Origin of the sequence: Myxococcus guangdongensis, assembly GCF_024198255.1 — a bacterium.
GTDB lineage: Bacteria > Myxococcota > Myxococcia > Myxococcales > Myxococcaceae > Myxococcus > Myxococcus guangdongensis.
In genome coordinates this window covers 1-18,776 of the sequence record NZ_JAJVKW010000024.1, presented here as the reverse complement: position 1 = coordinate 18,776, position 18,776 = coordinate 1, and the positions used below count along the sequence as shown (strand labels likewise).

The following is an 18,776-nucleotide window of genomic DNA, read 5'->3' as shown; positions in this document are numbered from 1 at the left end:
CGACGGATGGACTCGGAGCCGACCACATCGACGCAGGGGGAGCGCCGTTGGATGCAGCGCGTGGAGCGGGGCCTCGGTGCCCTGGCCGCGCGCAGCCACCGGCGGCCGGTGCTCGCGCTGGGCCTGGCGGTGGTGCTCGCGGCGGTGGGAGGAGTGCTCGCGCTCAACCTCCGCCTCAACGCCAATCTGGTGGACCTGCTTCCCCGCTCCTTCGAGAGCGTGCAGGCCCTGGGAGAGCTCGAGTCCCGCTTCGGCGCGCTCGGCTGGGTGGCGGTGGTGGGCGAGGGAGGCGACGCCGAGTCGCTGCGCCGCTTCGCCGATGACCTGGCGCCCCAGTTGGAGAAGCTGCCGGGCATCCGCTTCGTGGAGAAGGAGCGCACGGGCGCCTTCTTCCGGGACCGGGCGCTCTACTTCCTGTCGGAAGAGGACCTGAAGGAGGTCCACCGTCGGCTCGCCGCGCGGCTGGCGTGGGAGCGGCAGCGGGCCAACCCGCTCTACGTGCCGCTGGTGGACGAGCCGGAGCCGTCGCTCGACTTCTCCGACCTGGAGGCGAAGTACGGCGGCGCGGCGGGACAGAAGCTGTCGGGAGCGAAAGACGACTACTACCTGGACGCCAAGGCCGGGCGCGTCGTCGTGCTGGCCAAGCCGGAGACGACGTCCGCGGACCTGGGCTACTCGCGGCGAATCGTGGACGAGGTGCGCGGGCTCATCGACGCGCAGGACCTGTCCAGGTACGGCCCCGGCTTCAAGGTCGACATCACCGGCACCTTCCAGAAGAAGCTGGACCAGCAGCAGCAGATCATCCGCGACATCGCCGTGTCGTCCGCCGTGGCCACGGCGCTGATGCTGCTCTACCTGCTCTTCCACTTCCGCAGCCCCGTGGCGGTGGGGCTGGTGCTGGCGCCGGTGGGCGCGGGGCTCGCGTGGACGTACGGCCTGGTCGCGCTCGTCTACGGACAGGTGAACCTCCTGACGGGCTTCCTGGGCGCCATCCTCGGGGGCCTGGGCGTGGAGCACGGCATCCACCTGGTGGGCCGCTATCTCCAGCTGCGCACCCACGGGGAGAGCTCCGAGCAGGCCACGCGCGAGTCCTTCACACACACGGGCGGCGCGGCGCTGGTGTCCGCGCTGGTGGCGGCGCTCACCTTCTTCGTGCTGGGCACGTCCCAGCTGCGCGCGTTCCGGGAGTTCGGCGTCATCGCCGGCATCGGCATGGTGGTGCTCGTCGCCGCCTACGTGCTGGTGCTGCCGGCGCTGCTGGGCCTCACCGCGCGCTTCGACTGGCGCCCCCGGCACGCGCGCGTCGCGCCGCGCGAGTCCGCGATGGGCCGGGTGCTGGTGCGCCACCGCGGGGTCATCACCCTCGTCTCCGCGGCGCTGCTGCTGGGGCTCTTCTCCCAGGTGCCTCGGGTGCGCTTCGACTACAACTTCGGGACGCTCGAGGACCAGGACCTGCCGTCGTTCGTCCTGGACCGACAGGTCAACGACATCATCGGCTACTCGCAGACGCCCGTGGTGGTGCTCACACGGGACGAGCAGGAGGAACACGCGATGGCGTCCGCGCTCGCCCAGCGTCAGCGGGAGCGGGGCGAGGACTCCACCATCGACTTCGTGGCCTCGCTGTCCTCGCTGGTGCCGCGGGACCAGCCGAGGAAACAGACGGTGCTGCGCGACATCCACGCGCTGCTGGAGAACGTCCCGGAGGAGCGGCTCTCCGCCGAGCAGCGCGCGCAGGTGGTGGAGCTGCGCCGGCAGACGGAGGCGCAGCCCTTCACGCTCTCGGACCTGCCGGCGAGCGTGCGCCAGCAGTTCACCGGACGCGAGGGGACGACGGGCGGCTTCGTGTTGGTGTACCCGGCGGTGAACCAGTCGGACGGCCAGGCCGTGCGAGCGCTGGCGCGCGAGATTCGAAGCGTCACGCCCCCCGAGGGTGGGCACGTGTCCGCGGCGGGCGAGTCCATGGTGATGGCGGACATCCTGGACATGGTGACCCACGAGGCGCCGCTCATCCTCGGGGGCACGACCTTGGCGGTGCTGCTCGCCATGTGGATGACCCTGGGCGGGCTGCGCATGGCGGTGCTGTGCCTGTTGCCCACCGTGGTGTCATTGCTGGCATTGATTGGGCTGATGCCGGTGGTGGGGTTGGAGTTCAACTATCTGAACATCCTCATCATCCCGGTGCTCATCGGGACCACGGTGGACGCGGGCGTGCATCTGCTGACACGGCTGGCGTCGCCGGGCAGTGACTTCGTGGCGGTGTACTCGGAGACGGGGCGTGCGATTGCGGGAGGCCTGCTGACGAGCGCCATGGGGTTCGGCGCGCTCTTCCTGGCCAGGCATCCAGGCCTGAACTCGGTGGGGGCACTGGCCAGTCTGGGATTCGCCACCAATCTACTGGTCATGCTGGTGGCGTTCCCCGCGCTGCTGTTGGTCCTGACGGCGCGGGGGCACCGCAAGCGGCGAGCGCGGTTGGACTCGGAGGTGAAGGAACGGGCGGCGGCGGGGGGCACGGGGCCCGAGCACGCGACGCCTTGAGCTGAAGCAACACACACCCACGAACGGAGGCGGTAATGGTGAAGCACATGAGGCGTTGGATGTGGGCGGGTGCCATGGCGGGGACCCTGGCGCTGGGCACGGCTTGCAGCGCGACGGAAGCGCCGGTGATGGTGGCCCAGGCGGACCCCAGCACCACGACGAGTGAGCCCGCGACGGGTGGCTCGGGCACGACGACACCGAGCCCCACGACGACGGACCCGATGACGCAGGACCCGACGCAGTCGACGCCGGGCACGGTGCCGAGCACGCCGGACACGAACCCGGGCAGCACCACGACGATGCCGGGTGACACCACGGCCCCGGGCAGCACGTCCACGGCGCCGGGCAGCATGCCCACGTTCGACGGCGACGCGGGCATGGGCGGCTCGGGCCCGACCACGGTCCCCGACACCACGGACGACAACGCGTCCGGCACGTTCACGCCGCCCGCGGGTGGCTCGGTGCTGGACGGCGGCACGAACTGACGTCCCTTCGCGCATGAGCGCGGCATGAGGGAGCGGAGACGACTCGCTGGAGCCGTCTCCGCTCCCGTCGCGCCTCCGAGGCGGGCCTGGACGCTGGACAGCCCCGCTCGCGCCTGCTTTGTCGCGAAGCCGATGCAGACCCAGACGCCCCGCATCCTCTCGCTCCACATCGGCCTGCCCCGCGAGCTCGGCACGCCCGGCGCCGCCGACCCGATGGAGCGGCCGTGGACCAGCGGCATCCACAAGGAGCCCGTGACAGGGCCCGTGTGGCTGACCTTCACGGGGCTCACGGGTGACGGACAGGCGGACCTGCGCGTGCACGGAGGCCCCGAGAAGGCCGTGCTCGCCTACGCCGCTTCACACCATGCCTTCTGGCGCGAGCAGCTCGGCCGCGAGGAGGTGGGCCCGGGCGCCTTCGGTGAGAACTGGGTCGTCTCCGGTGGCGCGGAGGAGAGCGTCTGCATCGGCGACGTGCTGAAGGTCGGCACCGCCCTGGTGCAGGTGTCGCAGCCGAGGCAACCCTGTTGGAAGCCCGCGCGGCGCTGGCGCCACAAGGAGCTGGCGCTGCTGATTCAGCGCACCGGACGCACCGGCTGGTACTTCCGCGTCCTCCAGGAGGGCGAGGTGCGCGCGGGGGATGCGCTGGAGCTCGTGGAGCGCCCCCATCCCCGCTTCACCGTCACCTTCGCCAACCAGGCCATGCACGAGCACCGGCCGGAGGACGCCGCGGCGCTGGCGGCGTGTCCCCTGCTCACCCCCAAGTGGCGCGAATCCCTGCACCGCCGCGCGCGGGGGAATCGAGGGGACGACGCCCCTCGCCTCACGGGGCCCAACGTCGACGGCTGACTCACGCGAAGCGGCGCCTCGAACACGGTCTCGACGCCCCCCGAGACACGTGTCTCCAGAGGCCTGCGCCAATCGCAAACACTCCGCCCTTGCACTTCGAAACAGTCTCGAGACAAGCGGCCCGCGGCAGCCTCCGCCCGCGGGCGCCAGCTGACAGTTCGGCCCTGGCAAGTCGTCCCCGCGTCGGGCACCCGCCGTCGTCCGGAGAGCAGGCAGCCGGAGGAGCGTTCCCTGCACGCCGCGTTCCGGCTGCTCACGTTCCCGGCCAGCAGCAGCCAGCCACAACCATCGCAGCACTCCAGAACTTTCCAATGAGGGGAACCACCATGAAGAAGTTCATGAAGACGAAGCTCGTGTTGGGTTCGCTCGCCGCCGGCGCGCTCGTGTTTGGCACCGCGTGCAAGTCCGACTCGAGCGCCAAGCGCGACGACACCACGGCGCCCACGACGACGGACACGGGCACCACGACGGGGACCGACACGACGACGACGCCCCCGTCCGGCACCAGCCAGGACCCGGGCACGGGCGGCACGGGCATGGATGACCCGACGATGAGCCCGTCGCCCGACACGGGCGTGGACGACCCGTCCAGGGCCCCGCCGCCCTCCACCGGTGACACGCCGGTCAACCCGCCCACGGGCATGGACCCGTCGACGGACCCGGGCACCGGCGGCTCCGGCTCGCTGGACCCCGCGGATGACACCGCCGTGGACCCCGGCACCACGGGCGACGGCGACCTGACGGCGCCCGACTCCAGCAACCGCGAGGACCCGTACGCCCCGGACGCCCTGCCCCGTGAGCCCGAGTCCGGCCGCTAAGCCAGGCTCCCGGCCCAGGCGCTGACCCGAAGCGCCGCGGCGAATGGAGCTCCCGATGCCCGCGCCCCCACCGGCGCGGGCATCTGTGTTTCCAGGCAACGACGCGGGGCCGCCGCACGCCCTCGCCCCGCCCGTGGACACACGAAGCCCGAGCGACACGACGCCACCACCTCACGAGGCGCCGCGTGCCCAGGTCGAGCCCCACGTCACGACTCCGCAACGACAGAAGGCCCACGCCCCGACTCGGGCATGGGCCTCCTCGCCTGCGTCACGCTGTCGACGCTCAGCTCACGCTGACGCCGGGGTAGCGCCCCGGCGTCGACTTCGGCTCGATGATGCGTGGGGTGTCATCCACGCCCGGCGTCCCTCCCGGCCCCGTGTGCGGGTCCAGCGTCTTGGGGGCACGACGCGTTGGCCCGTCCTCGGCGCCAGCGTCATGCTTCGGGATGGTGGGGAGGTTCTCGGTCGGGATGTTCAACACGTCCTTCTTGCTCATGACGGCCTCCTTTCCTCGCAAGGTGGTACCCCCGCGCCTCCCGAGCAGCGTGCGCCTGCTTGAATGGTGGCCCCGGCCTTGGCAGCGTCCGCTCCGGAAAACCTCGCAACCCGGAGTATCCACGCCATGCGCCGTCTCCTCGCGGTCCTCGCCGTCCTCCAGCTCGCCGCCTGCGCCACCACGCACACCAACGACCCGCAGAACCCGACGCCGCCCGTGCCGCGCCCCGTCCCGCCCGACTCCAGTGAGGCGCGCCGGCTGGGCACCGAGGCCGACAAGCTGCTCGAGGACGGCCGCTACGAGGACGCGCTCTTCCTCTACCGCCGCGCGTGGAACGACGGCTTCCGTCACCCCGACGGGCTCTATTACGCTGGCGTCATCGCCGCGCGCGCCGGCAGCCTCGACGAGTGCATCATCTGGCTCGAGCGCGCCGCCGACGAGGGCTTCTCCGCCACGCAATCCCTCACCACCGAGCCCTCGCTCGAGGCCGTGCGCACCCACGCCGCCTGGAGCCGCATCGCCGAGAAGGTCGCCGCCAACGCCCGCAAGGACGCTCCCGCCGCCACCACCCAGAACTGACGCTTCACCTCTCTTGAAAAACTGAATCACCATTCATCTTCCGCGCCCCAGAATCGCCGGGGCGCGGAGGACCCGCGCCTGACTCGGCCCGTCTCGACGGCGGCCGAGCGGACCAGCGCTCCGTCGCCTGCTCGAGCCTTCGCGCGACGTGGAGCACGGGCCGGCCGGCACACCGGGTCGGTGGCACCTTCAATGTGAAACGCGCTTTCCTGACAAGGCGCGGAGACATGCCCGGTCCCCGATGCGCGGGGGGCCCCAAACCCAAGAGAGGCGTGATGAGTTTGAAGTTGCTGCTGGCCGGCTGGCGTGGGGGGGACGCACCGCACTCGCCGACATCCGAGAACGCGCGCACGTGGCTGGGTCAGGTCGAGCGTTGGTTCCAGACGAATGCATCGGAGTGGTTGGAGAGCAGTCGCTTCGGCACCGGTCCCCGAGGCGCGCCCCAGCTGCGGCTGAGGCTGCACCCGGCCGCGGGCGAGGTCTCGTTCCTCGCGGCCAGTGGTTCGCGCGTGGTCATCTCCGCGGAGACGTCCGCGGTGGGCCCCGGCTACCACGTCTTCCTCTGCGACACGCTCAAGGCCATGGGCCAGGCGCTCGACATCCAGTGGGTGCAGGCCGACGACACGTTGGACGTCGGAGACCCCACCGGCTACTTCCACACCGGCGACGCGGGGCCCGTGGAGGTCTACATGCTGGCGTGGCTGCAGGAGACGGTGGCCCAGGTGCTGCGCATGCGCAGCCTGGGTGAGTCCGGCTTCGCCATGTCCATGCGCTTCGGCCACATCTTCGAGCACCCCGGCGCGCTGCTCACGCCGCTGGGCCCTCGCGACGAGCGCTGGCTGCGGCGCGTGTACGAGGACCCGCGCGTGGGCATGGACGTGTTCCCCTGGTGGCGACAGGGCGTCGGCGCGCACGCGCGGCTGGGACGCGCGCTGTGTCGGCTGTGGACGGAGGTGGCGTGGCGCCCACCGCTGCTCGAGCAGGAGCGGCGGCTCTTGCGCGACGTGGCCCGCTCGCTGGAGCTGGCGTGGCGCGAGGACCCGGAGCTGGCCTATCCCTGGCGCGAGTGGCGCGAGGTGCTCGGCTACCTGGGCGTGGGCGGCACGCTGGCGGAGACGGTCCATCACCACGCGGACCAGCACGCGGCGCGCGGGCCGTCCATCGGCTACCGGCGCGGGGCGGTGCAGGTGGCGCTGCCGGCGGGCTGGGAGATCCGCATCCCCGGCTCGCTGGCGGAGGCGCACCTGGAGGACGGGACGTGGGTGGCCCGGGACCATCGGCGAAGTGTCCGCTTCGTGCCACTCGAGGACGACGCGGAGGAGCACTTCGCCACCACCACGGCGGAGCGCCGGGCGCTGGAGCTGGAGTACCAGGGCGAGCGGGTGAGCGGCCGCGCGTCGCTGCACATGGAGCCGGGCGAGTGCCGGCTGACGGCCCTGTGCAGCTCCGGGCGCCACCGGGCGCTGTGCGTCGTGAGCTTCGATGACCCCGAGGAGGAGGACTGGGCCCTGGGGACATGGCGCTCACTGGACCACGCCGCCGCTGCCTGACGGTTGCCGGTCCGCGAGGGCCATCCCACATTCAGCGGGCATTTTCCTTGAGAGGAATCGAGAGTCCGCATGAGCAGGGAGGTCTGGCCGGGCAAGCCCTGGCCGCGTGGCGCCACGTTCGATGGCTCCGGAGTCAACTTCGCCGTCTTCTCCCAGGCGGCCACCCGCATCGAGGTCTGCCTCTTCGATGCGGCGAACCCGACGCGCGAAATCGAACGTTTCACGCTGCCGGAGGCGACGGACTACGTCCACCACGGCTACGTCCCCGGCCTGGAGCCCGGGACGCTCTACGGCCTGCGGGTGCACGGCCCCTACGAGCCCGCCAAGGGCCACCGCTGCAACCCACACAAGCTGCTGGTGGACCCGTACGCCAAGGCCCTCCACGGCGAGGTGGACTGGAAGCAGCCGGTCTTCGGCTATCCGCTGGGACATGCGCAGCAGGACCTGGCGCGCGACGAGCGCGACAGCGCGGCGGGCGTGCCCAAGAGCGTGGTGGTGAGCGACTCCTTCGACTGGGGCAATGACCGCCGGCCGGAGATTCCCTGGCGCAAGACGGTCATCTACGAGGCCCACGTGCGCGGCCTCACCATGCGCCACCCGGAGGTGCCCGAGCACCTGCGCGGCACGTACGCGGGCCTGGCCTCGCCGCCCATCATCGAGCACCTGAAGAAGCTGGGCGTCACGTCGGTGGAGCTGCTCCCCATCCACGCCTTCGCGGACGACTCGTTCCTGGACGACAAGAAGCTGTCCAACTTCTGGGGCTACAACACGCTCGGCTTCTTCGCGCCGGAGCAGTACTACGCGAGCCGAAAGACGCCGGGCAGCGCGGTGGCCGAGTTCAAGGCCATGGTGCGCGCGCTGCACGCCGCGGGGCTCGAGGTCATCCTCGACGTGGTCTACAACCACACGTGCGAGGGCAACCACCTGGGGCCCACGCTGTCGCTCAAGGGCATCGACAACGCCAGCTACTACTGGCTGATGCCGGACGCGCGCTACTACCTGGACTTCACCGGGTGCGGCAACAGCGTCAACGCGTCCAACCCGAACGGCGCCCGGCTCATCATCGACAGCCTGCGCTACTGGGTGGACGAGATGCACGTGGACGGCTTCCGCTTCGACCTGGCCACGGTGCTGGGGCGCACGGGCGAGGGCGGCTTCGACCCGAGGGCGGCGCTGTTCCAGATTCTGCAGCAGGACCCGGTGCTCAGTCGGGTGAAGCTCATCGCGGAGCCGTGGGACGTGGGGCTCGGCGGCTACCAGGTGGGCGGCTTCCCCGCGCCGTGGCGCGAGTGGAACGGCAAGTACCGCGACGCGCTGAGGCGCTACTGGAAGGGCGACGAGAACCTCGCGGGCGAGGTGGGCTACCGGCTCACGGGCAACTCGGACCTGTACGCGGAGGCGCGGCGCAAGCCGCAGGCGAGCATCAACTTCGTCACCGCGCACGACGGCTTCACGCTGCACGACCTGGTCACCTACAGCCACAAGCACAACGAGGCCAACGGCGAGCACAACCGCGACGGCGCGGACGACAACCAGTCCTGGAACTGCGGCGTGGAGGGGGAGACGGAGGACGCGGGCGTCGTCGCGCTGCGCGAGCGCCAGAAGCGCAACCTCCTGGCCTCGCTGTTCCTGTCCACCGGCGTGCCGATGATCGTCGCCGGCGACGAGATGGGGCGCACGCAGCGGGGCAACAACAACGCCTACTGCCAGGACAACGCGCTGTCGTGGGTGGACTGGTCGCTGGACGAGCGGCGTCAGAAGCTGCTCGCCTTCACGCAGAAGCTCATCCACTTCCGTCACCGGCAGCCGGTGTTGCAGCGCCGCCGCTACTTCAAGGGCGCGCACCTGTGGGACTCCGAGCACAAGGACCTGGCGTGGTTCCGTCCGGACGGCTCGGAGATGGGCGAGGAGGACTGGAAGAAGCCCTTCGTGCGCTCGCTGGCGTTCCTGCTCGGAGGTGACGCCATCCCCACGCCGGACGAGCGCGGCCAGCGCATCATCGGCGACGCGCTGCTGGTGCTGCTCAACGCCCACCACGAGCCGGTGGCCTACACGCTGCCCGCCCTCACGGACGGACAGAAGTGGGAGCTGGAGCTGTACACGGCGGACGACACCCGGGGCGCGGAGAAGGTGCCGGCGCGAGGCCGGTTCGAGCTGGAGGGGCGCTCGATGGCGGTGTTCCGGCAGGTGGAGCGCTGAGGGCGCGTGGCACCCCGAGCGAGGGGGGACTCGGGGTGCTCGCGTGTCGGAAGGCGCGTGGCCTCTCGCCTGGAGCGCGATGCGTGCGCGAGTGAAGAGACTTTGCGTCCGAGTGGCTCGCGGACAGTGGACACAGGTGAAGGTTCATCGCGCCGTGGGGCTCGGAGCACGGTAGAACGGCCGTCCCCATGCGAGCGAAGCGCCATGTCCCGCGGTAGTCCCCAGGAAGAAGCAGTCCGGGCCATCTACGGGGAGATTGCCCCCGCCTACGAGGCCCTCTTCCCCGTGCTGAGCCGGTACGAGGACCGCGTCGAGCGGTTCCTCGCGGACGCGGTGTCACCGGGGTGCCGGGTGCTCGACGTGGGCTGCGGCCCGGGGCTGCACACCAAGGGGCTGGAGCCCTCCGTGCACGTGGTGGGCACGGACCTGTCGCCGCAGATGCTGGACCTGGCCCGGCAGGCGCGCCCCTCGGGTGAGTGGTACGCGCACGACTACTACCAGCCGTTCCCCTCCGAGTGGGGGCGCTTCCAGGTGGCGCTGGCGTTGGGCTGTCTGGACTTCTGCGATGACCTGCGGCGCGTGCTGCGGCACATCGCGGACATGCTGGCGCCGGGTGGGCGACTGTTGTTCACCGCGCTGGAGCGCAGGCCCGGCCACGAGGGCCACGAGGCCCCCACGCGCGAGGTGCGGACCGCGGGGCCCTCGGTGACGCTGCACCTGTATTCCTTCGAGGAGGCCGCGCGCGCCGTCACGGACGCGGGGCTGGAGCCGCGTGCCTACGTGCATGCGCCCGGGTGGGTGCAGCTCGCCGAGGAGCGGACCTTGTGGTTCGGCTGGTGGGAGGTCGAGCGTCGGTAGCGCCGACGTGTCGGGTTACACTGCATGGTCGGGTCAACCAGGAGCACACTGCGGATGATGACGGAAGAAGACATCCTGGCGGCGGAGGAGACGCTGCGCCGGGCCATGCTCGCCAGCGACGTGGACATGCTCGACCAGCTCCTCTCCGAGGACCTCGTCTTCGTCAATCACCTGGGACAGGTCTTCGACAAGGACGCGGACCTGGAGGGGCATGGCTCGGGCTCGCTGCGACTCACCCGGTTGGAGTTGGAGGAGCCGGTCATCCGGTTCCTCTCCGCGGGCGCGGTGGTCGTCGTGCAGGCGTCGGTCGCGGGCCGGTACGCGGGCACCGACTTCGCGGCCCAGCTGCGCTACACCCGCGTCTGGCAGTGGGTGGACGAGCGCCCCCAGGTGGTCGCGGGCCAGTGCACCGCCATCGTCGATGCGTCGAACTGAAGTCCCCGGCGCGAGCGCGGCCCGGTGGACACGCCGCCGTGGCTGCTCGGACGCGTCTGGGGCCCGTGAGTGCCTCAGGACGCGCGGGGTCGCGCGCAATGGGCTGGCCCGAAGGTTGCCTTGGCGTGCACCGCTGGAAGAGCCGTGCATCCACCTTCTCTCGAGACTGCCCCCATGAACTCACGCTCGCTTCGCGCCCTCGTCCTCTCGCCCCTGCTCGCGCTGGCGCTGGCCTGCTCATCCGCGCCGGTGCGTCCGACCGCCACGGAGGCGACGCGAGAGGCGGGAGCGGGTGAGTACACGCTCGCGAAGGACATCACGGTGCGGCGCATCGCGCCGGGGGTCTGGGTGCACACGACGCTCTCGGACGAGGACTTCGGCCTCATCCCCGCCAACGGGCTCATCGTCGAGGATGGGGACGGCTCGCTGCTCGTGGATACGGGTTGGAATCAGAGGCAGGCCGAGCAGCTCGTCGACTGGGCCGCGAACACGCTGGGCAAGCCCGTCCACGCGGCCGTGGCGACGCACTTCCACGACGACCGGACCGCGGGCATCCCCGTGCTCTCCGCGCGGGGCATCCCGGTGCACGGTCTGGAGGACACCGTGAAGCTCGCGAAGGAGCGCGGCAAGCCGGTGCCCACGCGCTCGTTCACGGAGTCGACGACGCTCGGTCCGTTGGAGTTGTTCTTTCCCGGTGCGGGCCACGCGCCCGACAACATCGTGGTGGTGCACCGCGACAGCCAGGTGATGTTCGGCGGGTGCTTCGTGAAGGACGCGGCGGCGAAGGACCTGGGCAACCTGGGGGACGCGGTGGTCGCCGCGTGGCCCGCGAGCCTCGAGCGCGTGCAGACGCGCTATCCCGACACGCGCATCATCGTCCCGGGCCACGGTGCTCCGGGTGGCCCGGAGCTGCTGAGCCACACGCAGGCACTGCTCCGCTGAGCGTCTCGCCGCGCGACGAGGCCCTGGAGGCATGAGATTCCGGGCCCCCAAGTGCGCGAGCAAGGGACACGGCCCTCGTCTGTCTGCTCACTCTCGACTCCACTCGGGAGCGTTGGGCAGCACACGGGGATGGGTCAGCGCGAGCTCGGCTGTCTGCCTTCGGGCGTCGAGTCCGCGACACGTGCCTTGTGCGTGAGGGCTGGGCCGAATGGGCAGGTGTTGGTGACGTTCCTACCGTGCATCCGGGGCGAAGCGCGGAACCTGGGCCGGCGGGTGGGATGGAGGAGGGGCGTCATGAGGCGAGTGGCGGCGTTGGTGCTCGTGGTGGCTGCGAGCGGGTGCGCATCGGTGAAGGTGGAGCAGCGTGACGGTTGCTGGGTGAAGCAGACCCGCACGTTCCCCTCCACATTCAGGGAAGAGGTGGGTCCATGCTCCCGACCGAAGCCGGAGTGGTCCGCGGACCGGCTCACGCGACTGGTGCAGGAGTGCGTGATGCACGCGGACTACCGCTGGCAGAGCAGCGCCATGGTGGCGTGGAACCGGGGTGAACCCCTGCCCGTGCGCGAGCCGGACGAGAAGGTGCTCGAGGCCTGCATGGTGACCACGGAGCGGATGCTCTCCGCGGAGAAGGGCGCGCTGGAGGCGCAGCTCAGCGATGTCTCCAAGGAGCGCGACACCCTGCGCGCCAACCAGGAGCAGGAGCGGGAGCAGTACCGCACGAAGCTGGATGCCCAGCGCGATGCCGCCCAGGCGGAGCTGCTGAAAGAGCGCGAGCGACTCCAGGACAGCATGGACCAGCAGCGCGCGCACTCACAGGCGAGCCTGGACCGCGCGCGAGACCAGATGCACGAGAGCAACGGACGACTGGCGACGGCGCTCGGCGAGGCGGCGAAGCGTCCGACTCCGTCCGCGGTGGCGACGGCCACCTCCTCGTCGACGAGTGAAGGCAGGTCGGACACCCGCAGCGACTCACAATCACGAGGCGATTCGCGCTCGCGTGGTGACGCGCCGCCGCCTCGCGTGGCACGGCCCACGGTGGCGACGCCCGCGTCCATGTGTTCGCTGCCCGCGAAGCGCGGCGCCTCACAGACCACCGCGTCCGCCCCGTCGAGCGAGGCGAACGCGTCCCAGGAACCCCCGAGCTGCCAGCCGATGACTCCCACCGAGCCGCCCGAGGCCGAGCCCGCGCTCGTGACTCCGGCGCAGTCCCAGACGACGGCCTCGGTGCCCCTGCCGCTGCTGCCCAGGCTCCCGCCTCAGTAGGGCTTGTCGCCCTTCACCACACCGAACGGGGACGGCTCCATGAAGACGCCGTTCACCGTCGTGCCGCCGTTGTGGATGGCGGGGAAGATGGGCTGCATGCTCTGGGGGAAGCCGAAGGTCGGCTTGCTGAGCGCGTCGAGCCGGCCGAGCTGCTCGGCGCTCAGCTTCACCTCGAGGGCACCCACGTTGTCCTCGAGCTGGGACAGGCGCCGGGCGCCGATGATGGTCGAGCTCACGCCCGGCTGCGCCTGCACCCAGGCCAGGGCCACGCGCGCGATGGTGCTCCCCTGCTCCTTGGCGATGACGCCGAGCGCGTCGACGAGCGCGTAGGTCTTCTCGTTCAGGTACGACTCCACGAAGGCGCCGCGGTCACCCTTCTGCTGCCCGGCGTTCGCGCGCGTGTACTTGCCGCTGAGCGCGCCGCTCTTGAGCGGGGACCACGGGGTGATGCCGAGCCCGAGCTCCAGCGCCATGGGCACCAGCTCCTGCTCCACGCTGCGCTCGAGCAGGGAGTATTCGATTTGCAGCCCGATGAACGAGGACCAGCCGCGGAAGTGGGCCATCACGTTGGCCTGGGCAATCTTCCATGCGGGCGTGTCCGAGACGCCGAGGTAGCGGACCTTGCCGGCGCGCACCAGGTCCTCGAGCGCGGCCATCGTCTCTTCAATCGGCGTGTGGATGTCCCAGTTGTGCAGCCAGTAGAGGTCGATGTAGTCGGTCTGCAGGCGGCGCAGCGAGTTCTCGCAGGCCGCGACGATGGACTTGCGGCCGGAGCCGCCGCCGTTCGGGTCGCCGGGGTACAGATTCCCGCTGAACTTCGTCGCGATGACCAGCCGGTCTCGCCGGGCCGGGTGGCGACCGACGTGGTCGCCGATGATCTTCTCGGAGTGGCTCTTCGTGTAGAAGTTCGCCGTGTCGATGAAGTTGCCGCCGAGCTCGATGTAGCGGTCGATGATTTGCTGGGACTCCTCCACGCTCGACCCCCAGCCGAGGTCTTCACCGAACGTCATCGCACCAAGGCACAGCGGGCTCACGCGCAGGCCCGAGCGGCCCAGCGTCACGTAGTGGTTGAGAGGCATGTGGACTCCAGAGGAGTGCTACATTGTGAGGACGACGATTTAGTTCAATCTGGAACTGGGTTAATGTTGAACCAATTTCCGCGCAAGGCTCCATGTCGAAAATCGACCCGGCGAGAATCTGGTCGTTGAACCACCGGCTGTTGATGTCGGTGATAGCCAGTGTCGCCTCCGACATCGCCGCGTTGGGCCTGGAGACGAAGGAGCTGTTCGTGCTGGCGGAGGTGGACGCGCACCCCTACCCGGCCGAGCTGGCGGCAGCCCTCTGCATCCCCAAGCCCTCGGTGACGCTGTACGTGAAGCGGCTCGAGGCCGCGGGGTTCCTGCGCCGTGAAATTGATACCGCGGACCTGCGGCGTCACCGCCTGCAGCTCACCTCGGCCGGCCGCAAGGTCATGCAGCAGGGGACGACGCTGCTCTCGGAGGCGTTCGGCACGAAGCTCGGACGGCTGACCGCCGCACAGCAGGCGGAGCTGCGGGCCCTGCTGGAGAAGATGAGCTGACTGTCAGCCCCGACGCGGCGCCCGCGTCCCTCGCCCCCGACGCATTCCAGAGGTGTCACGGGGCTGTCCCCGGGCTCCCGAATCCGGGCATGGGCGCTCTGCGCTCGTGGGCCGGACAGGGTGTCCCCCGGGTCCATCGTCCGCGGTGACTCCCTCACATCGGGGCGTCCGGCCGGCCGCCGCGAAAGCCAAAGCGAGCAACCCCTTCCAGGGACTGCTCAGAACTAGCTCACCTGGTAGAGCACAAGACATTGGATCTTGAGGAGAAGGTTCGAATCCTTCGTTCTGACCTCTTCCAAGGCTGTCGCTCATAATCACCTGATTTTGTTTCGGATTCTTCCAGCCAACCAGTTGCGTAGCAGAGACGTAGCTAAACGAACCCTTCCTGATGTTTCCCGGGTAGGAGATCTTGAGCTTCGCGACCTCTGTGCAGAACGTGCTCCACGGCAGCGTGGTGTACTCGCCCATCTGTTCAAGGTCGCGCCGCTGGGGCTTCCCGTGAGTAACCCATTGGAGAATCTCCGGCCGCCCGCCATCCTCCTGCGCGAGTGAGATGAACGTCCGCCTCGCGTCGTGCATGCGGCGCTTCCTCAATCCGAGGAGATCCAGGTCTCGATGCAGTGCCTCAAGAGACCGCGTCGCACGCCGGTTGTTCCCCTTCCTGGATGGAATCAGAATGTCGTCCAGGGTCGGAGCACGGCCCATCAGGCGCTCCCAGCCCTCTTCCCACCAGTCAGCAAGAATCCGGGCAAGAAGGGGGTGGACCGGCATCTCGCGGACGACTCGCGTCTTCACCTCCTTCACGGACTTCAAGGTCCGACTGAAGCTGCGCGCCACAGTGATAGAGCCCAGCGGCTTCCTCTTGGGGTCGTAGGCCTTCCACGGCAGGGCAGATGACTCGCTGATTCGGAAGTCGCCCAAGAAGGCGAGCGCATAGAGCACTCGCCTGTCCTCAGGAATCAGGCGACTTGAGATGAGCTGCTCGACTTCGCCTCGCTCGAAGACGGCGGTCTTGCGCCAGTAGGGGTCCTTGTCGACGATAGGTGGCAGGACCTTCGATGCCGGACGTATCGTGCAGGGTGTTGCTCCGATGAGTTCATCCTCAAGCGCCGTCGAAAACAACGACTGGACCGTCGCATAGATGGCGCGGACTGAGCGCGGTGCATGGTCTCCCGACGACTTGAGGTTCAGGACCATGTCGCGGATATGTCGGTACCGCACGTCAGCCAGTACTAGATCGCCAATCTCCTTCATGGCGTAGCGGAGCCTGCTTCGCTCCTGCTTGAAGGAGGCGTGACGTCGCTTCTCACGGACTGCCAGCCATCGGTCGGCATACTCTCGGACAAGGAGCCGGCCGCCACCATCAACGCCTACAGCCTGGGCGGCCTTAACTTTCCGCTCCACGGTCGCGAGGAGCTTCGCTGCCTCGTCCTTGTCGGCCGTCCCTGACGACTTCAGCTTTCGCTTCCCCGCCTCGTTGTAGAAGGCGAGCCACCAAAACGGCGAGTCACCCCGCTGGTAGACGGAGCCTTTACGAGCCGCGCCCTTCTCGCGCCGTTTCGCTCGCTCCTTCTTTTCGGACATCAGCCAACCCTCCCAAGCAAATGGTCGGCACGAGCGTCGACTTCGCTTGCGGAGAGCGCTCCAGGCTCTCGCTCAAGCGCAGCCATCAGTTCCTTTCGGCTCACCAGCACCTTCCGCCCTTTTCCTCGTCGTTTGAGCGAGCCATCGCGGAACCAACCCTGGATGGTCCGCTCACCACCACGGATTAGGGCGGCAGCCTCAGCGATAGAGAGAAGCTCCTGTTCGGTGCCAGCCAGCGCGGCACCGATCTCCTCACGGATGATTCGCCTGAAGAGTGCTTCCAGTTCTGCCTGATTCATCTCAATCCCTGCCCGGACTCTCGCACTGAACAAAAATTAGGTATGGACTCTGTTACCTTACCTCTTAGGTTGTCAGAGTGCCTGAAGAGATACACGCCGAGAATCGGCAGAGCGCACCTGCGCCACTAGCAACGACTGCGCCAACTCAGGGGGACGGGAGGTACGCCCAGGAGCGCCCAGGAACGACACGTCGTGAGACGTGTTTCTCCAGGAGCACAGAGACATCTGGCATGGAGGAACGAAGGACTCGTCCAGGGGACGGACGCACCATCCAGGTCAATGGAGACACGGCGAGCGGGAGAGACAGAGACTCACCGCGCACCGACTCGACACTGAGGGGACAAACTGCAAGGCGGCGACCCACTACGCCCTCCGAAGAAGATGGCCCCGCCAGGGCTTCCGGGCTCCTAGCGGGGCGCATCCCGGCCGCACGCATTACACGTGCGACAACAGTCGTGAGCTGTAATCGCTGCCGGAAGTCAGCGATGGGTGCGCGTCTAAAATCTTGTTATCACCGCTACCACTGGATAGCGGGGGAAATCAAGTCGACATTATCGAGCTGGGCCCGCGACGTGGGGAATTGTCTTGGGCGGCTTCTGACCTGGCGCCGCCACCGGGATCCAGCACTTGTCGCCATGCAGATACGATTCTGGGCAGGGAGGATCGTCGTTGAACTCGCGCCAGCATCCACCCTCGATAAACTTCTTCTTCGCGCCAACGCAGGTCTCCGGGTTGCGAAGCTGCCAACTCCATGGCTTCGGCATCGGAGCAAGGATCGCGTCAGGCGGGAAGAAGACGACAAGGGGGAGGTCCTCGATTGGCTCAGGTGCAGTGAGAGCCGCTTCGGCAACACTCGTCATCCAAGTCGAGTCGATGACATTAGCCACTGCCATATCGCCTTGCGCGCCGGGCAGCGCGACAACAGGGCGGTTCAGGGTGGACTCCTTCTCTGGCGAATCCATGCTGAGCACCCCTGCTCCAGCAGCTATCACGCCAGAGAGCGCAGCTGCGGACGCGGCGAGTCGAACAAACGTCACCCGGGACCGTGCGCGTTCGAGGTGGCGCTTCCCGCCCCCCCGGAGGTGTTCCTTCACCTCCTCGCGCGTGTCGACACGAGCCAACCCACTCGCGATCCTCCCCAGCCCCACGGCCACATCCTCGATGGTGCCCGGAGAACGCTTCACCACCATCGTGATGTGCGGAGGTGAATCTCCGCAGACCACCTCGACGTGAAACGGCTCGAGCGGTCCCCACTGTTCCTTGTTGCGTCCGGGAGTTACCGACACGCAGGGCGTGCCAGTTTCCTTTTCTTGACCCTCATAGACCGACATGTCGGAGCCTCGATGAAGTCTCCGACTCACGTGGAACGGCCCCAACGGGCCGCCATCCCAAGCCGGAGCGGGAATCGCGCGCGACTCCCCTCCTGCGCGCACGGGCTCCGACGTAGCACCTCCTCGATTATTCACGCCTGCTCGCATGTCCGGCTCGCTCCTCGACTGGCCGCTCTATAGCCGATAGACCCGACATGCCGGCTCCTACTTGGTCTGCGGATGATCTTGGTCGCCATCAGCCCTTGCCTCCCTTCTTTGATGCCGACGGCCCGCTCTCCTTGATGGCCGCCCCCAAGGCTGGGCCTGCCAGCTCCGCAAGAATCGCACCGATGCTCACGCCTCGGACCTTGGCCTGCTTCTCGACCTCGAACCAAGCCTCTCGTCCCATCCTCTCTGCCGCATCGCGACAGATGCGGATCGCGTCCTGAATCGTCTTCCGCATAGGGACACCCTGCTCCTTCATGGCCGACAGGAAGTCATCGACGTCCGGGTCTGGGACGAAATTGATGAGCTTGCGTTTCTCTGCATCCGGAGATGCCTCCTCACGCTTCTTTGAGGGCTTGGTCGGAATCATCCGCTCTGCACTCCTCTTATGGGCAGCACCTGTAGCTCTGTGTCCCACGTTACCCCTCGTTTACGAGCCTAGCTGCCTCTTTCCACCGCAGCACCCATCTTGCCTACATCTACATCAAACCGACATCGATATCGAATCAATCTTGACCAATAAAGATTGTAGCTTTACTGTCCACTTCGTCGATTCGACGGACGGATGGGGCTCCCGGGAGGGAGAGCGGGGCTGGGTGGGCGCGAGCTGGGTGGCCAGCGAGGACGTCTCGAAGCACAGCACTAACAAGGGGGCAGGACATGGCAGAGCAGAACGGGCAGCAGCGAGAGATGACCGAGGAAGAGAAGTGCAGGCTGGTGGCCGGCCCCTTCGAGGACCGACCGAAGAACCGACGGTGGGAGCAGTTCAAACG

Annotated in this window: 17 protein-coding genes and 1 tRNA gene; 13 read left to right on the top strand and 5 right to left on the bottom strand. The window is 68.6% G+C overall.

Annotated elements, in window-relative coordinates:
• The first annotated feature begins 51 nt into the window (after window positions 1–51).
• The 4 genes from LXT21_RS42435 to LXT21_RS42420 all read left to right on the top strand — a co-directional run bounded on the left by LXT21_RS42435 (window position 52) and on the right by LXT21_RS42420 (window position 4,684).
• A complete protein-coding gene (locus tag LXT21_RS42435) occupies window positions 52–2,535 on the top strand; it encodes an efflux RND transporter permease subunit (protein WP_254043957.1) in 2,484 nt (827 codons plus the stop codon).
• Window positions 2,536–2,609: 74 nt separating this feature from the next.
• Window positions 2,610–3,020 carry an Erp protein gene (locus LXT21_RS42430; RefSeq protein ID WP_254043956.1) on the top strand — a complete coding sequence of 137 codons (411 nt, stop codon included), beginning with the start codon at window positions 2,610–2,612 and terminating at the stop codon, window positions 3,018–3,020.
• Window positions 3,021–3,044: 24 nt separating this feature from the next.
• Window positions 3,045–3,866, top strand: a complete 822-nt coding sequence (locus tag LXT21_RS42425) for an MOSC domain-containing protein (RefSeq protein WP_254043955.1) — start codon at window positions 3,045–3,047, stop codon at window positions 3,864–3,866.
• A 326-nt stretch (window positions 3,867–4,192) separates the two neighbouring features.
• Window positions 4,193–4,684: a hypothetical protein gene (locus tag LXT21_RS42420; protein WP_254043954.1), complete on the top strand. Its 492-nt coding sequence runs from the start codon at window positions 4,193–4,195 to the stop codon at window positions 4,682–4,684.
• A 283-nt stretch (window positions 4,685–4,967) separates the two neighbouring features.
• Here the strand turns inward: LXT21_RS42420 and LXT21_RS42415 are convergent, their stop codons facing one another.
• Window positions 4,968–5,180 (bottom strand): hypothetical protein, encoded by a 213-nt coding sequence (locus tag LXT21_RS42415; protein WP_254043953.1) that lies wholly within the window; start codon window positions 5,178–5,180, stop codon window positions 4,968–4,970.
• Between the two features lie 126 nt (window positions 5,181–5,306).
• On the opposite strand from LXT21_RS42415, the gene LXT21_RS42410 reads away from it, so the two are divergent.
• From LXT21_RS42410 to LXT21_RS42380, 7 genes are all read left to right on the top strand, one after another.
• Window positions 5,307–5,759, top strand: coding sequence for a hypothetical protein (locus tag LXT21_RS42410; RefSeq protein WP_254043952.1), 453 nt, complete (start codon window positions 5,307–5,309; stop codon window positions 5,757–5,759).
• Between the two features lie 275 nt (window positions 5,760–6,034).
• Window positions 6,035–7,309 carry a hypothetical protein gene (locus LXT21_RS42405; protein ID WP_254043951.1) on the top strand — a complete coding sequence of 425 codons (1,275 nt, stop codon included), beginning with the start codon at window positions 6,035–6,037 and terminating at the stop codon, window positions 7,307–7,309.
• A 69-nt stretch (window positions 7,310–7,378) separates the two neighbouring features.
• Entirely contained in the window at window positions 7,379–9,508 is a 2,130-nt protein-coding gene (gene glgX / locus LXT21_RS42400; protein WP_254043950.1) for a glycogen debranching protein GlgX, read from the top strand.
• Window positions 9,509–9,712: 204 nt separating this feature from the next.
• Window positions 9,713–10,366: a class I SAM-dependent DNA methyltransferase gene (locus LXT21_RS42395; protein ID WP_254043949.1), complete on the top strand. Its 654-nt coding sequence runs from the start codon at window positions 9,713–9,715 to the stop codon at window positions 10,364–10,366.
• Window positions 10,367–10,420: 54 nt separating this feature from the next.
• Window positions 10,421–10,801 carry a nuclear transport factor 2 family protein gene (locus LXT21_RS42390; RefSeq protein WP_254043948.1) on the top strand — a complete coding sequence of 127 codons (381 nt, stop codon included), beginning with the start codon at window positions 10,421–10,423 and terminating at the stop codon, window positions 10,799–10,801.
• Between the two features lie 174 nt (window positions 10,802–10,975).
• Window positions 10,976–11,743, top strand: coding sequence for a subclass B1 metallo-beta-lactamase (gene bla, locus LXT21_RS42385; RefSeq protein ID WP_254043947.1), 768 nt, complete (start codon window positions 10,976–10,978; stop codon window positions 11,741–11,743).
• Between the two features lie 294 nt (window positions 11,744–12,037).
• A complete protein-coding gene (locus LXT21_RS42380; protein ID WP_254043946.1) occupies window positions 12,038–13,006 on the top strand; it encodes a hypothetical protein in 969 nt (322 codons plus the stop codon).
• Here the strand turns inward: LXT21_RS42380 and LXT21_RS42375 are convergent.
• Complete coding sequence (locus LXT21_RS42375) at window positions 13,000–14,085, bottom strand: aldo/keto reductase (RefSeq protein ID WP_254043945.1); 1,086 nt, start codon at window positions 14,083–14,085, stop codon at window positions 13,000–13,002. The genes LXT21_RS42380 and LXT21_RS42375 overlap by 7 nt on opposite strands.
• 92 nt (window positions 14,086–14,177) lie before the next feature.
• Here LXT21_RS42375 and LXT21_RS42370 point away from each other — a divergent pair, with 92 nt between their 5' ends.
• Both LXT21_RS42370 and LXT21_RS42365 read left to right on the top strand, forming a co-directional pair.
• Entirely contained in the window at window positions 14,178–14,585 is a 408-nt protein-coding gene (locus LXT21_RS42370; protein ID WP_254043944.1) for a MarR family winged helix-turn-helix transcriptional regulator, read from the top strand.
• A gap of 218 nt (window positions 14,586–14,803) precedes the next feature.
• Window positions 14,804–14,875: transfer RNA gene (locus LXT21_RS42365), tRNA-Gln, on the top strand.
• A 1,293-nt stretch (window positions 14,876–16,168) separates the two neighbouring features.
• Here LXT21_RS42365 and LXT21_RS42360 read toward each other — a convergent pair.
• The 3 genes from LXT21_RS42360 to LXT21_RS42350 all read right to left on the bottom strand — a co-directional run bounded on the left by LXT21_RS42360 (window position 16,169) and on the right by LXT21_RS42350 (window position 18,373).
• Complete coding sequence (locus LXT21_RS42360; RefSeq protein WP_254043943.1) at window positions 16,169–16,468, bottom strand: helix-turn-helix domain-containing protein; 300 nt, start codon at window positions 16,466–16,468, stop codon at window positions 16,169–16,171.
• A 551-nt stretch (window positions 16,469–17,019) separates the two neighbouring features.
• The gene (locus tag LXT21_RS42355) at window positions 17,020–17,799 is read right to left on the bottom strand and encodes a hypothetical protein (RefSeq protein ID WP_254043942.1); all 780 of its coding nucleotides are present in this window, start codon (window positions 17,797–17,799) and stop codon (window positions 17,020–17,022) included.
• 235 nt (window positions 17,800–18,034) lie between these two features.
• Window positions 18,035–18,373: a hypothetical protein gene (locus tag LXT21_RS42350; RefSeq protein WP_254043941.1), complete on the bottom strand. Its 339-nt coding sequence runs from the start codon at window positions 18,371–18,373 to the stop codon at window positions 18,035–18,037.
• Window positions 18,374–18,776: the final 403 nt, after the last annotated feature.